We start from the raw sequence: 14081 nt of genomic DNA, 5'->3' as shown, positions 1-14081 counted from the left end.
TATCGAATCGAAGTTGAGAGATACTGAAGTTGAACGGTGCTACTCCCACGCAACAAGGCCAGCTCAAGGGACTATAACTATCACTCAGGCTCGTACTCAAGCAGATCACCGGGCTGGCAGTCCAGCTCGTGGCAGATGGCCGCAAGCGTCGTAAAGCGCACGGCGCGGGCCCTGCCGTTCTTGAGTATCGAGAGGTTCGCCAAGGTCACTCCCACGCGCTCAGAGAGCTGGGTGAGGGTCATCTTCCTTCGGGCAAGCATGACGTCCAGGTTGACGCGTATTTCACCGCACATCTCACCTGATCGCCGTCCTACCTGCTCTCGCTTGCCCATCCCTACACCACCAAGTCGTTCTCGTCCTTGAGCTCTGCGGCGCTTGCGGTGAATGCCGAGAGGGACGCGCAGACGATGGCCAGGGAGAAACAGAATGCGAGCGCGACGAGCAGCGACGCCGCCACCGAGAAGCGCAGGTGCTCGGCAAGGGCAAGGTACAGGACGAGTTCCACCAGCCAGATGGCACAGTCAACGGTACAGAGCAGGGCCATCGTCCTGAGCGCTCTGGAGTTTTTGGACGTGAAGACCTCACCCGCGCCGATCGCACCATACAACCTCCACGAGACCACCGCAAGTGCGAGCAGTGGGACAGATCCTATGATGAACAGCAATGTCGAGAGGTGTGGCACGAGGCCCACCCTCTCGGCACCTGGTATCACCACAAGAGCGATGGACACACAACCCGCCACCGCCATGAGGTTCACGATCTTGAGCAGGATGGACGTCCTCCTCTTGGACATGTGGCCATCTCCCATCATCCCTAGCTACTGCCTACTGCTTACTCGCACCAGTATAGTCTATATATATCGAATATCAATAATAATATTTCGATTTTCAATAATCCGTTCGTATATCTCATCCTTCTGCGCCACGCGCACGCCACCCTCGCGACACCCCAATCACAGGTACCGGACACTTTGGGTAGAATCGAGACATTGCGCACAGCTAACGAAAGGACGCGAGAGGACCCGCCATGACGAACGCGAAGTCGGATACACCACGTTCACCGGAGATTGACAAGGAGGCGCTGCGTCGCGAGGTGGACGCAGCTCTCGGTCACAACGCCCGCGCGCAGGACCAGGGACCGCAGCGTTTCGTACCTGCCGCAGGAACCTACATCAAGCATGTGATTGGCGTGGTGTCGGGCAAGGGTGGCGTGGGCAAGTCCCTTGTCGCGGGCGCCATAGCCGCGAGCCTCGCCCGCAGGAACAACAAGGTTGCCATCTTGGACGCCGATATCACCGGACCCTCGATCCCCAAGATGTTCGGGCTATCAGGCGAGCATGCGACAGCCTACGGTGAGCGGATCATCCCTGTCACCTCCAAGGGCGGTATCAAGATCATGAGCACCAACCTCGTCCTCGAGAACGAGACCGATCCCGTCCTCTGGCGCGGGCCCATGCTCATGGGGGCGCTCCGCCAATTCTTCGAGGACACCGATTGGGGCAAGATCGACTACATGGTCGTCGACATGCCGCCCGGGACTGGCGACGTCGCGCTCACCGTCTTCCAGAGCCTGCCCATCGAGGGTATCGTGATCGTGAGCTCACCCCAGGACCTTGTGCAGATGGTCGTCGGCAAGGCGCTCAACATGGCCGCCATGATGAACGTGCCAGTCATAGGGCTGGTTGAGAATATGGCGTGGCTCCCCTGTCCCCACTGCAAAGCGCGCGTAGAGCCCTTTGGGCCCAGCCGCCTCAAGGAGACGGCCGCGCACTTTGGCATCCCAGCGCTCGACGAGCTGCCCATCGACCCCACGATCGCCACAAGCTGTGACAAGGGAACCTTCGAGGACGTCCTTCCCAAGGGCTTTGTGGCACGAACGATAGAGCAGATCGAGGCCCATGAGGGCTTGGAGGAGTAGGGGGTGTCGAAGGGCAGAACCACACGGGCCGTCTCTCGAGCCAGACAGCATGACACCCTGCTCCGGGCGGCAACATCTGTGAACGTGCCGTCGGAGGTAGACGTGTGCGTCGTAGGCGGCGGCGCCTCCGGTCTCGTCGCCGCGATCATCGCAGCCGAGGCGGGAGCCTCCGTCGTCGTGCTCGAGTCCGGGCTCGAGTGCGGGCGCAGCATCCTCGCCACGGGCAACGGACGCTGCAACTTCTCCAACGTGTTGCTCGACGCGGGGCACTACAATGACCCTGAGTTCGTAGGCGAGGTCTTTGGCCAGAGACCCCTTGATGACATCCTCGGCTTCTTTCGCGACTGTGGTCTGCGCTGGTGTCTGGAGCAAGACCGCCTCTACCCGATGTCAAGGCGCGCGGCGAGCGTGAGAAACGTGCTTATCGCCCGCCTGCGCAGGGCGGGGGTGGTAGCGGCACCGGCACGGCGCGTGACCCAGGTCAGACACCAGGACGGGCGGGGCTTTGACGTGAGTTTCTCTTCTGCGCTGGCGGATGGCACCCCGTCAACGCTGCGCGCAGGCAGGCTCATCGTCGCCTGTGGGGGCAACGGCGCAGGAGAGGCTCCACAGCCGTGGCTTGATGGACTCGGACTCTCCTCGACACCGACCCGACCCGTCCTCTGCCCCCTGTCCTGCGAGAGCTCGCCCCTCTCTGCCCTCGACGGTCGGCGCGTGCACGCGGCCGTCACCCTCAGCAAGAAGGGTGGGCCTTTCCCTCACTGGCAGGATCGCGGCGAGGTCATGTTGAGGGACTATGGCCTCTCGGGCATCGTAATCTTTGACCTGTCGCGCCGCGCGGCGCCAAAAGATGTACTTGAGCTCGACCTCACGCCAGACCTTTCCCACTCTGAACTGAGAGGGCTTGCATGCAGCTCAGCTCGGGGTGACTTCGAGCCAGGCTGCCTTGACGGCGTGCTCGACCCTGACATTGCGGCACTACTCGAGAGACTCGCCCTCGCACGCTGGCAGCCCACATGGCGCGATTGGGGCAGCGGGGTCCCCAACGACGACGTTGAGGCACTTGTCTTGCTGACAAAGGCACTGCCCCTTCGCATCACGGGTGTCGCAGACGTCACGCATGCACAGGTCACGGCTGGTGGCCTTGCAAACGCGCAGTTCTTGCCCACGACGCTCGAAGCACTTGACATACCCGGCCTCTACGCGACGGGCGAGGCGCTCGACGTTGACGGCGACTGCGGTGGCTTCAACCTCTCGTGGGCCTGGAAGAGCGGCCTGGTCGCAGGTGCTGCCGCCGCGCGGGCAAGCGTCACCACGGCGCGCACGACCCGCTCGGGCGAGGCAGGGGAGGTAGCCCGACATGCTTGACGTCTCCGACATCCGCCTGCCCCTCAAGGAGCTCGATGGTGCGGACGGTACCGAAAAGGCCACCCTGCGCAGGGTGGTGCTGCGCAGGCTTCACCTTACCCCTGACGACCTGAGCTCCCTTGAGTTGCGCAAACGCTCGATCGATGCCCGCAAGAGGGGAAACGTGCACATTGGCTACACCGTGCGCATCGCCCTGCGCGGCGGAGAGAACGCCGAGAGAGAGCTGCTTTGCCGTCTGGCACGGCGTCACCAGGACAGACAGGTCCGCGTTGCTGACGTCGAGCACTTCACGCTGCCCAAGGCTCTTAGCGTACGGCGCACGCAGCGGCCCCTTGTGGTCGGTGCGGGATGCGCGGGTCTATTCTGCGCCCTCGCGCTTGCAGAGGCAGGACTTGAACCCCTGCTCGTGGAGCGTGGCCGGGATGCTGCGCGGCGCACGGCCGACGTCGAGCGCTTCATTCGAACAAGTAAGCTTGACCCCGAGAGCAACATACAGTTCGGTTTGGGCGGAGCCGGCAGTTTCTCTGATGGCAAGCTGGAGACCGGCACCAAGAGCGCGGCGCACCGCTTCATCCTCCAGACCCTCGTGGAGGCCGGGGCGCCACGCCGCATACTCTGGGATGCGAAGCCCCATGTGGGAAGCGACCTGCTCCCCGCCGTCGTCACCAAGATCTGCGAGCGCATCAAGGCCGCGGGCGGGGAACTGCACCTGAGCACCAGACTCACGAAACTCGACATCAGGGGCGGGCATGTGACGGCAGTCGTCCTCGAGCGCAGAGAGGAAAGCGGCCTTCTCGTGGAGGAACGCAGGCCCGTGAGTGACGTGGTACTTGCCTGCGGACACTCCGCGCGAGACGTGTTCGAGCTGCTTTGCAACGCAGGCGTCACCCTCGAGCGCAAGACCTTCGCCATGGGAGTGCGCATAGAGCACCTCCAGGCGGACATCGACCGCGCCCAGTACGGTCCTTTTGCCGGTCATCCGAAGCTCGGTGCCGCCCCCTACAAGCTGGTCGCACATCCAAGCTCACAGCGCCCCGTCTTCTCGTTCTGCATGTGCCCGGGTGGGTATGTCGTCGCGGCGGCGAGCGAGGAGGGTGGTGTCGTCACGAACGGTATGAGTCGCTCCGATCGAGCGGGGACCAACGCGAACTCGGGTCTTCTGGCCAACGTCTTTCCCGAGGACCTGGAGGGAGAGGACGTGCTTGCGGGCGTGATGCTACAGCGCCGCTGCGAGCGGGCAGCCTTCACGTTAGGTGGTGGCTCCTACGCAGCACCGGCACAGCTCGTGGGGGACTTCCTGCAGGGTGTGCCCTCAAGCGATCAGGGAAGCGTCTCTCCCACCTACCCGCGCGGCGTGAGCTGGGGAGACGTCAGAACCTGCCTGCCATCCTACGTCAGCGAGGCACTGCGCCTGGCGATACCTGCCATGGGCCATCAACTGCGCGGTTTCGCGGCAGCGGATGCCGTCCTTACGGGCGTGGAGACGCGCTCTAGCTCACCGGTGCGCATAGTTCGTGGCAAGAGCCTCCAGTCCGTCTCGACGGCAGGACTCTGGCCCTGTGGCGAGGGTGCCGGCTATGCGGGAGGCATCATGAGCGCCGCCACGGACGGCCTTCGCGTGGCACAGGCGCTCGTCGACAGCCTGCTGTAGCTGACTGGCAATCCACTGCCAGGCATGGGCTGATCAGGCCCTTTCGGCAGGCAGCACCCTTTCGGCAGGCAGCGGGCAGTTTGCCTTGGGTGACAGTAGCCTTCGGCGAACAAGCGGTCTTTGACGGACAGCGACCTTCGGCTACGAGTGGTTCTTGTTTACATCTGAGAGGCGCTACTCGTCTTCGATGGCCTTGTCTTTGAGGGTCGCAATCAGCCTGTCCAGCTCCTCGTCCTCTCCCATACCCGTGACGAAGGCCACACCATTGAAGGTGGGGACGTCAAAGGTCTCCTTGGGCTTCACTACGGCAACATAGGCATCGGCACCCGCCAGCGCCTCGCGTAGATCGCTCATCGAAACCGCCCTGATGTCCGCGTCGACGCCCCTCTCACCCAAGAGCTTGCGCAGTTTGTTGGCGACGGCATGAGACGTGGCTACCCCCGCCCCACATGCGACGACCACCCTTGCTGCCATGTTCTCTCCCCTCTTGGATCCACACACAGATGCGCAAATCCACATTTTTTCACAGTTGTATTTAGTATAGTCGACGCGCACGCCTCTACGAGACAACACGTCCTCGCGAAGTGAGTGATTCACACACATCGTGAGCGCGAAGTGAGTGTTTTTTCCGTAGAAACCAACATGAACTGAAAGTACGTATTTATGTCTACGCAGGTCAGAGACGTGCTGAATAAATTCTCGAAGTGAGTGATTCACACACATCGTGAGCGCGAAGTGAGTGATTCACACACATCGCGGTGAATCGCTCACTTCATCGTAAAACTCCGTGTCCCTAATGCTTGCGCTTACGGTACCTGCGGCGCGTCGCGTGCGCGGAGCCCCTGCGATCCGTCACCTTGAGGCGGGCGATCACGTCGGCGGCAGACGCCCCCTCAAGACGTGAGCGCAGGGCGACGATCTGGTCGCGCAGGCTCGCCGCGCGCTCGAAGTCCGTGTCGGCCGAGGCTTGGATCATCTCGTCTTCGAGCGAGCCCAAAAGTCGCGAGGCCTCCTGCTTGGGAAGCGCCCTCAGCTCGGCCACAAGAGCGTCGGCTTCAACCCCCTCCCGAGAGCCCACGCCCTCGGCCCCCGCCGCCGTGAGAAACTCCCCGTCGATACGCGACTTGTCGTTGAGCGTCGCCGATGCCTCCTCTATGAAGCTCGCCACATCGGTGATGGACTTCTTGATGGTCTGAGGCACGATGCCGTGCTCCTCGTTGAAGGCTTCCTGGAGCGCACGGCGCCGCGCCGTCTCGTCCATGGCCTCGCGCATGGAGTCCGTCACGCTGTCGGCATACATGATCACCTGGCCGTGGGCGTTTCTCGCGGCACGTCCCATGGTCTGTATGAGTCCACGACGGTTGCGCAGAAATCCCTCCTTGTCTGCGTCGAGTATCGCCACAAGCGACACCTCGGGGATGTCGAGGCCCTCGCGCAGGAGGTTGATGCCCACGAGCACGTCGATCTTGCCCACGCGCAGCTCGCGGATGATGGCCACGCGGTCTAGGGTCGCCGTATCCGAGTGCATGTAGTTCACGCGCACACCCTCGTCGAGCAGGTGGTCCGTAAGATCCTCCGCCATGCGCTTGGTGAGCGTGGTCACGAGCACGCGCTCACCCTTGGCAGCGCGCACCTTGATCTCGTCCATGAGGTCGTCTATCTGGCCACGCACCGGGCGCAGCTCGACCTTGGGGTCCAACAGGCCCGTCGGCCTGATGACCTGCTCGACCTCCTGCTGGCTCACTGCCTTCTCGTAGTCACCGGGCGTCGCCGAAACGTAGATGAACTGCGGTATGCGCTGCTCGAACTCATCAAAGCGCAAGGGACGGTTGTCGAGCGCCGACGGCAGACGAAAACCATGGTCGACAAGGGTCACCTTGCGCGAGCGATCGCCCTCATACATACCGCGCACCTGCGGCACGGTGACGTGGCTCTCGTCAATGATGCAGAGCATGTCCTTGGGAAAGTAGTCGATGAGCGTGTAGGGAGGCTCGCCGGCGTGCCTGCCGTCCAGGTGACGCGAGTAGTTCTCGATGCCGGAGCAGTATCCCATGGTCTCGAGCATCTCGAGGTCATATCCGGTGCGCTGAGAGAGACGCTGAGCCTCGAGGATCATGTCGTTCGCCTTAAGTTCGGCCACGCGTCTTTCGAGCTCTTCCTCGATGGTCGTGATCGCGTGGTTAACCTTGGGCCGCTCGGTCACGTAGTGCGAGGCAGGCCAGATGGGGATGGCGTCGAACTCGCGCACGACCTCGCCCGAGACGCTGTCAACCTCGGCGATGAACTCGATCTCGTCGCCAAAGAAGCTGATGCGCAGGGGGTTCTCTGCATACGGGGGGAACACGTCCACGGTGTCGCCCCTCACACGGAAGGTCCCTCGCGCGAGGTCATAGTCGTTGCGATCGTACTGGATGTCAATGAGCTCACGAATGAGGTCGTCACGCTCAAGTGGTTGCGACTTGTCCACGTTGGGAGCAAGTCCCGCATAGTCCTGCGGGCTGCCGATGCCGTAGATGCAGCTTACGGAGGCGACCACGATCACGTCGCGGCGAGAGAGCAGACTCGACGTGGCCTGGTGGCGCAACTTCTCGACCTCCTCGTTTATGGAGGCGTCCTTCTCGATGTAGGTGTCCGTCTGCGGAACATAGGCCTCGGGCTGGTAGTAATCGTAGTAGCTCACAAAGTACACGACGGCATTGTTGGGAAAGAGCTCCCTCATCTCGGAAGCCACCTGCGCGGCCAGCGTCTTGTTGGGCTCCATGATGAGTGTGGGCTTCTGCACGCGCTCTATGGTCTTGGCCATCGAGAAGGTCTTGCCAGAGCCCGTGACACCCAAAAGCGTCTGGTAGCGAAGCCCCCTGCCAACGCCCTCCGAGAGCCTCTCGATGGCCTGGGGCTGATCGCCGGCCGGCTCGAAGTCCGAGACGACCTCAAGTCTCTCGTCACCGTGCTCCAAGCCAAAGCGCTTGAGCTCGGCACCGTAGCGCTCCTTGGCCTCGGCCGTACCTGCCAGGGGCTCGTAGCGTATGGTATGACCGTCCTGCGCCACAAACGAGCGCGAACCCCCCTCACCTGCCGCCACGCCACCATCTACCACCACGTCCTGCGCCATCGTATACGTCACGCCCCCGTCGCTGCGTCTTCTACCATCACATTCCAGCTCCAGTGTACCCCCTGCGCCTGTACCTCACGTGAGGTACAGGGGGCATTGCCACACACGATTGACGGTTCGTTTCGTATACTGGTCAGAGGGTACTTCCAGACGACATTGAGGATGGGGCGTCATGACGGATAGGTTCAAGAGGGGCGGCAGGGATTTCTTTGAAACCCGTTGGGGCTACGCCGTGGTCACGTTCGTGATCGTAGTCATCGTGTTCACGCTACTCCTCCTCACAGGATGGCTCAAACCTGACCACGGTGCGACAAACGGGTCCCGCTCACCCAGCCCCATCCTACTGATACGCTTTCTCGTCTTTCTTGTCCTCATACCTCTTCGCTTCCTCTGGTCACGATTTCGATCGGCAGGCCATAGTGACCCGTCTGCGCCTACCAAAGACCCAGACGTTGGGTACCCGCGCGCAGAGGACTACCATACCGAGACGATACATCTAGGCACGACCCCCTACGCTCCGTATGCCAGCCACGGGTCCTACACCCCCACCGCCTCTCCGGGCGACCCACGCCCCCCTGCCATCGGGACTACCCCTACGTCATCGGCAAGCTCCATCGCCGCAGCAGCCGCTGCGGCCATTCCCGTCTCTGCGAGCAAGCGGACGATTCCCCTCGTGAAGATGCTTGAGCGTGCGGATGACGCAGGCGCCACCCTCGCGGACATGACAAGACACACCCTCGAGAAGGGAGTCCCCAACCGCCTTGCCGAGGCGCTCGAGCTTCTGGGCGTCACGCGAGGGGTGCTGCCGCCCCTGCATGCCAACCTCCTACCTCGAAATGGCTGCATGTGGCTCAGCCCACACGAGCCGGAGAAAGACAGGGACACCCATGACGCGCTTGTCGCAACGGAGATGGCCATCAACCTCGCGCTCCACCTGCCCCTGGCCACGCTCAACACCTCGCTCGACAATCCCGCGTCGCTCTCTCGCATCCATGGCTACCTTCGCGACCTAGTGCACACGAGCGTCCCCATCCCGCCACCATCAGACGAGTTCTCTCTAGCCTACCCCTCGGGTACCATGAGTGCAACGAACTCGGAATGGGAGTGTCGCTACAGGCTCATGACACAACTCGAGTCACTTCCCCTGCCCTTTCGCGTCATCCACGAGCTGCGTATGGACCTCTCACAGGGCAACGCCCTCATCGTGCTCGAGGTCCCCAGACCCAGCTGCCTCGCGGTCCTTGCCGGACGTGCTCGACAGGTGGCAGAGGCGCGCGGATACGCACTGCGCTTCGCCGTGATCGTCGCACGCTGCGCCTTCGAGGCCATCCCAGCGATCACCCACGTATTCGTAAGCTGTCGAACCTACGGCTCAGACGAGGACGTCCTCGCCCTCTCGCTTTCGCGCAGCGACAAGCACAGGCTCCAGATGCTCGCGGCCTCCGAGGCCCTAGACGACGGGATGCTGCCCACCGGCGAGAGGGCAATCAGCTTCACCCTCGGACAAGACGGTTGGTTTCTGCCGATGAAACCCTCCGTCACCTTCGACGATGAGCGGATCTCTCCCACATGGCGCAGGAAGCCCGCAGGCGCCCGCGACCAGAGGCTTTCTCCCGCACTTGCAAGCGTGACAGGCACACGCACGACGCGTGGACTTGAGGTTCTCGAGGAAGCCGCGCGCATGGACGCGTACGCCTCCATTGCAGACAAGCTCGGTACGACCACCGAGAGTGCCGTCGCTGCCCTCGTCGCGCTCAAGGACGCGAGCGAAGACGACGCGGTGAGGGCGACGTGCTCAGAAACAATCCAACGCCTGCTGAACGGCACGATGGACGTGGGGGATACGCAGGAGATCGCCCTTCTGTTCATGTCGGGCGCACGACCGATAGACCAAGCGTTCGCGCGGGCGGAGCGGCTGAGCGATGCGGATGAGCTCGACCCGCGCGCCATGCTCGACCAGGTTGAGGGTGCGCTCACCAACATCACGAGGGCTGGACGCTACCAGGACGATAAACATGCGGTCTGGCGCTACTTTGAGTCGGTCGCAGAGCGCATCGAGTACAATCTCATGACACGAGACGACCCACGCGAGTTGAGGCTCGTTCCCACCGCATACTACAAGAGTCTCCTACTCGCCTCCCGTGCACACAGGATGATGGGTGAGTTCAAGGCCTCCAAGCGCTATGCGAGCGAGATGCTACGCATTGGCCCGATCTGCATCGACACGGCCATGGAGCTCAACGCCATCTGCGGGATGGAGTCGAGATTCTATGACGCGGCTGATGCCCTCATACGATGCCTAGAGCATGCCATGGACTCCTACGACATCGCATGGCTCCACTACCGCCTCGCCCTCACCGAGCGCTCGATTGGCAGAGACGATCTCGCAGTTGCCTGCTACACCCTTGCCCTCACCCGTCCCGACGGCCCCTACCCCTACGCCAGACGTGAGCTCGACGAGTTTCTCAAGCAAGGCGAGGGACTTAGCCCAATGGAGCTGGAGGAAGCCTCGAAAGCCCTGTGTCAAGCGGGAATCCCCACAGGCCTCAGAGATGATGCCGTCGCGCGCATGCGTCAGGCGGCGACCCTCTGCTGCGACGCAGGCATATTTCCAACCGCCCGAGCGTTGGTCATGACGCTGCACACGCTTCGTCCAGACGATGTCTTGGCCGATATGGCATCCTCACTCGCCTAGCTGTAGCTGTCAACGAGTTCATCGGGATACAGTTCTCGATAGTGACGGTACGCGTCGTTCACGTGTGCGAGATAGGCGGACGTCTCGGCATACACGATATTGGACGAGATGTCACCGCCGCCCGATTGCCAACCGCTCACGCTGCCGATGCCCGCGTTATACGCCGCGATGACCTCATCTTGGTTGCCGAGGTTTCTCTTGAGATAGCCAAGATAGGCAACACCGTAGACGATGTTGGTCGTAGGGTCGGTGAGCCTGTTGTAGTCGTAACGCGAGGAATCGACCAGTCCCAAACGCGCGATCTCCTTGGCCGTTGAGGGCATGAGCTGCATGAGCCCCACCGCTCCCGCAGATGACGACGCAGCGGAGTTCCAGTTTGACTCACACTTGATGATTGCGCAGACAAGGTACGGGTCCACGTTCTGCCGACTCGAGGTCTCTTTGATAAGCGATGCATGGTGCACAGGATAGAACCAACTGCGCACGATGGAGCGGGGCGCGGCGTCTGCGGCATAGTCTACCGCAAAGGTCAGGGCACAGGCCAAAGCCATCGCGAGCAGGGGTATGACCCTGAACCAGCGAAAGAAGCGCAGTTTCCTGTTACGTGCCAAGAGCGTCTCTCCCCTCAGTTTGGACAAAGTTTCCATGGGCATACCACCATACGCGAACTCTGTCCAAAAGCTTAGCCAAGCTTCCCGTGTTTTCGATGATGGTATCCGCATGACTGCGCAGGTACTCGTCAGAGGGCTGACACCCAAGGCGACGCTCGAAGTCCTCGACGTCCATGCCGCGCCCGACCGCATGCGCAAGGCGCCGCTCGTGGGGGCAGCAGACGCAAAGGACCTCGTCGGCAAGGTCAAGGAGGGAGACTGCCCTGTCAAGCAGAGGAACCTCCACGACAGCGCAAGGGACAGCCGATATCGCCAACTCGTGAAGCCTTCTTCTAAGGAGGCTTCGTATGTGGGGAAGCTCAATCTGCTCGAGCCTCGCGAGCAACTCCTTGCTCCCAAAGACACGGCCTGCCAAGAGGCTACGGTTGAGCTCACCTGTGACGGGATCGAGAAGTTCCTCCCCGAAGGCGGAAGTGACCTCCGCAAGACAGGGGCTACCCGCCGCCAGGACCTCACGCGAGAGCTGATCAAGATCGATTCGCGTCGCACCAAGGCGCTCAAGCTCGCGAGCCACCGTAGACTTGCCTGAGGCAATGCCTCCCGCAAGGAAGACCGTGTACATCTCGCCTCCCCAACTCGCGCGGCCGCGCCACAGCCCCGGCCGTCACCTGCCGTCCATTAGCTCGTGATATCGAACTTCTGCTTACACTGGGGACAGGTGACCCTCACATGACCCTTCCCGCGAGGGATACGCACCCTTTGGTGGCAGTTTGGACAGGCGGCATGCTTGTACTGGCGACTCTCGGCAAAGGCCGCACGGGGATTGCGCAGCCAAGGCCGTACGGGCCCGATGACATCTACGAAGGCCTCATTCTCGTCACGACGAGACTTTACGTTAGTCGAAAACATTCTAAATACAACATAGGCGAACAGCAGGATTACAACGACGGTCAGAGGCGTCCACCGGACGAACATGTCGATGACGCCAAGGACAACGGCGATAGCGACGATAGCGACGGCCAGCTCGTCTGCCCCGTTACGCCCGCGCATGAAGGCATACAGCCTGTCCTGGAAACTATCACTTCCGTTTGACATGAGCCTTCCCCTCTCTTCTATCACGTCATCTGCCCGCGTGACATAACCGCTTCGCTGCGATACTTCCTGTATATACCCGACACGGGAGCCGACCACCCATCCGTGTCATGCCTCCATACGACTCATGGGCATGCCGCATCGAAGCTCAGGGCAACACCAGCTCGTCCAAGGCAGGGAACTGTACCCAAAGCATTCGGGTGGGGCCACAGAGGCGACCCCACCCGAATCAGACACAAATTGCAGGATAAGAGAGGAGACTACTCCTCGACGACCTTTTCCTCGCCTTTGTCCTTGGATGCGGAAGCGCCCTCACCCTTGGCTCCCCTCTCGGCCTCCATGGGCTTGACCTCGACCTCATAGCCCAAGGTCTCGGCCGCAGCCTTCATGGAGAGAGAGATGCGACGACGGTCTAGGTCGACCTCCATGACCTTGACCTGGACCTTATCGCCCACAGAGCAGACCTGCGCGGGGGCGTCAACGTGCTTGTTGGCCATCTCAGAGATGTGGACCAGGCCCTCGACGCCATCACCGAGATCCACGAAGGCACCAAAGGTCACAAGCTTGGTGACGCTACCCTCGACGATCGCCCCGGTGGGATACCTCTTGACGAGCGATTTCCAGGGATCCTCGGTGGTCTGCTTGAGGCCAAGAGAGATGCGCTCACGATTGAGGTCGACGTCCAAGACCTGCACCTCGACCTCCTGGCCGACCTTGACGACCTCGGAGGGATGGTTGACGTGATTCCAAGAGAGCTCAGAGATGTGGATCAGGCCGTCGATGCCACCGAGGTCCACGAAAGCTCCAAAGTCCACGATCGAGGAGACGGTACCCTTGAGGCGCATGCCGGGTTGGAGCTTAGAGAGGATCTCGGAACGCTCCGCCTTACGGGTCTCCTCGAGGACAGCACGACGGGAGAGGACGACGTTGTTGCGGTTGCGATCCATCTCGATGACACGGGCCTCGACACGAGTACCCAGATAGGCGGTGAGGTCCTTGACACGACGCAGGTCGACCAAGGAGGCGGGCAAAAAGCCCCGCAGGCCGATGTCGAGGATAAGCCCGCCCTTAACGACCTCGATGACCTCACCCTCAACGTTCTCACCGGACTGGTACTTCTCCTCGACACGCTTCCAGGCACGCTCATACTCGGCACGGCGCTTAGAAAGGATCAGGCGACCCTCCTTATCCTCCTTCGTGATGACCTGAGCCTCGATCTGGTCACCCTTGGAGACGATGTCGGAGGGACTGACGTCCTTGCGGATCGAGAGCTCGTGCTGGGGGATGACGCCCTCAGACTTATAGCCGATGTCAAGCAGTACCTCATCATGCTCGATCTTGACGACGGTGCCCGTCACAAGGTCGCCCTCATCGAAATTGGTAATCGTACCATCGATGAGGTTGTTCATCTCTTCGTCGGATACGTCATCCAAAGAGAAGATGGACGAGTTCTGAATCTCACTCAAAGGTGGACCCCTTTCGGAAGCGGGGCCCCGATCTACATGATCGCTGCCTAGGGCGCTCGGCGCGCAATTGGAAACTTACATGCTCTCGGGGGCCGACAGATACAGTTGCATGGCAGCGCTCCCATGCAAAATGTAGCATACCTTTTGTGTAGCTGTAATTTCAAGAGTC

Annotated in this window: 12 protein-coding genes; 4 read left to right on the top strand and 8 right to left on the bottom strand. The window is 61.6% G+C overall.

Annotated features, from left to right (window positions below; translation table 11 throughout):
• Window positions 1-80: 80 nt before the first annotated feature.
• Together ADJ70_RS03435 and ADJ70_RS03430 are read right to left on the bottom strand one after the other, a co-directional pair.
• Entirely contained in the window at window positions 81-293 is a 213-nt protein-coding gene (locus ADJ70_RS03435) for a helix-turn-helix transcriptional regulator (RefSeq protein ID WP_050344739.1), read from the bottom strand.
• 41 nt (window positions 294-334) lie between these two features.
• On the bottom strand, window positions 335-793 hold the full coding sequence (locus tag ADJ70_RS03430) for a DUF2975 domain-containing protein (protein ID WP_050343503.1): 459 nt from the start codon (window positions 791-793) through the stop codon (window positions 335-337).
• Between the two features lie 233 nt (window positions 794-1026).
• Here ADJ70_RS03430 and ADJ70_RS03425 point away from each other — a divergent pair, with 233 nt between their 5' ends.
• Genes ADJ70_RS03425 through ADJ70_RS03415 form a run of 3 tightly spaced genes read left to right on the top strand, consistent with a single transcriptional unit; the run spans window position 1027 to window position 4936 of the window.
• Window positions 1027-1917 carry an Mrp/NBP35 family ATP-binding protein gene (locus tag ADJ70_RS03425; protein ID WP_050343501.1) on the top strand — a complete coding sequence of 297 codons (891 nt, stop codon included), beginning with the start codon at window positions 1027-1029 and terminating at the stop codon, window positions 1915-1917.
• Window positions 1918-1920: 3 nt separating this feature from the next.
• Complete coding sequence (locus tag ADJ70_RS03420) at window positions 1921-3285, top strand: aminoacetone oxidase family FAD-binding enzyme (RefSeq protein ID WP_083443783.1); 1365 nt, start codon at window positions 1921-1923, stop codon at window positions 3283-3285.
• Window positions 3278-4936, top strand: coding sequence for an NAD(P)/FAD-dependent oxidoreductase (locus ADJ70_RS03415; RefSeq protein WP_050343497.1), 1659 nt, complete (start codon window positions 3278-3280; stop codon window positions 4934-4936). Before ADJ70_RS03420 ends, ADJ70_RS03415 begins: the two co-directional genes overlap by 8 nt.
• 174 nt (window positions 4937-5110) lie before the next feature.
• Here ADJ70_RS03415 and ADJ70_RS03410 read toward each other — a convergent pair whose 3' ends face one another.
• Together ADJ70_RS03410 and uvrB are read right to left on the bottom strand one after the other, a co-directional pair.
• Window positions 5111-5410 carry a PTS sugar transporter subunit IIB gene (locus ADJ70_RS03410; RefSeq protein WP_050343495.1) on the bottom strand — a complete coding sequence of 100 codons (300 nt, stop codon included), beginning with the start codon at window positions 5408-5410 and terminating at the stop codon, window positions 5111-5113.
• A gap of 319 nt (window positions 5411-5729) precedes the next feature.
• On the bottom strand, window positions 5730-8048 hold the full coding sequence (gene uvrB, locus ADJ70_RS03405) for an excinuclease ABC subunit UvrB (RefSeq protein WP_083443782.1): 2319 nt from the start codon (window positions 8046-8048) through the stop codon (window positions 5730-5732).
• Between the two features lie 172 nt (window positions 8049-8220).
• Here uvrB and ADJ70_RS03400 point away from each other — a divergent pair, with 172 nt between their 5' ends.
• The gene (locus ADJ70_RS03400) at window positions 8221-10743 is read left to right on the top strand and encodes a hypothetical protein (RefSeq protein ID WP_050343493.1); all 2523 of its coding nucleotides are present in this window, start codon (window positions 8221-8223) and stop codon (window positions 10741-10743) included.
• Here ADJ70_RS03400 and ADJ70_RS03395 read toward each other — a convergent pair.
• From ADJ70_RS03395 to rpsA, 4 genes are all read right to left on the bottom strand, one after another.
• Window positions 10740-11354: a lytic transglycosylase domain-containing protein gene (locus ADJ70_RS03395; RefSeq protein ID WP_253273221.1), complete on the bottom strand. Its 615-nt coding sequence runs from the start codon at window positions 11352-11354 to the stop codon at window positions 10740-10742. The two genes, ADJ70_RS03400 and ADJ70_RS03395, sit on opposite strands and share 4 nt — an antisense overlap.
• Window positions 11344-11976: a dephospho-CoA kinase gene (coaE, locus tag ADJ70_RS03390; RefSeq protein WP_050343488.1), complete on the bottom strand. Its 633-nt coding sequence runs from the start codon at window positions 11974-11976 to the stop codon at window positions 11344-11346. The genes ADJ70_RS03395 and coaE overlap by 11 nt, the downstream gene beginning before the upstream one ends.
• A gap of 56 nt (window positions 11977-12032) precedes the next feature.
• The gene (locus ADJ70_RS03385) at window positions 12033-12449 is read right to left on the bottom strand and encodes a hypothetical protein (RefSeq protein ID WP_050343486.1); all 417 of its coding nucleotides are present in this window, start codon (window positions 12447-12449) and stop codon (window positions 12033-12035) included.
• A 257-nt stretch (window positions 12450-12706) separates the two neighbouring features.
• Entirely contained in the window at window positions 12707-13912 is a 1206-nt protein-coding gene (rpsA, locus tag ADJ70_RS03380; protein ID WP_050343484.1) for a 30S ribosomal protein S1, read from the bottom strand.
• Window positions 13913-14081 lie beyond the last annotated feature (169 nt).

This window comes from Olsenella sp. oral taxon 807, assembly GCF_001189515.2.
GTDB lineage: Bacteria > Actinomycetota > Coriobacteriia > Coriobacteriales > Atopobiaceae > Olsenella_F.
Note: the sequence above shows the minus strand (reverse complement) of the source record. Positions and strands in the feature narration are given on the sequence as shown.

Coding starts and splice junctions, on each gene's coding strand:
- ADJ70_RS03435 (WP_050344739.1), bottom strand. CDS start 293: ATGTGCGGTGAAATACGCGTCAACCTGGACGTCATGCTTGCCCGAAGG.
- ADJ70_RS03430 (WP_050343503.1), bottom strand. CDS start 793: ATGTCCAAGAGGAGGACGTCCATCCTGCTCAAGATCGTGAACCTCATG.
- ADJ70_RS03425 (WP_050343501.1), top strand. CDS start 1,027: ATGACGAACGCGAAGTCGGATACACCACGTTCACCGGAGATTGACAAG.
- ADJ70_RS03415 (WP_050343497.1), top strand. CDS start 3,278: ATGCTTGACGTCTCCGACATCCGCCTGCCCCTCAAGGAGCTCGATGGT.
- ADJ70_RS03410 (WP_050343495.1), bottom strand. CDS start 5,410: ATGGCAGCAAGGGTGGTCGTCGCATGTGGGGCGGGGGTAGCCACGTCT.
- uvrB (WP_083443782.1), bottom strand. CDS start 8,048: ATGGCGCAGGACGTGGTGGTAGATGGTGGCGTGGCGGCAGGTGAGGGG.
- ADJ70_RS03400 (WP_050343493.1), top strand. CDS start 8,221: ATGACGGATAGGTTCAAGAGGGGCGGCAGGGATTTCTTTGAAACCCGT.
- coaE (WP_050343488.1), bottom strand. CDS start 11,976: ATGTACACGGTCTTCCTTGCGGGAGGCATTGCCTCAGGCAAGTCTACG.
- ADJ70_RS03385 (WP_050343486.1), bottom strand. CDS start 12,449: ATGTCAAACGGAAGTGATAGTTTCCAGGACAGGCTGTATGCCTTCATG.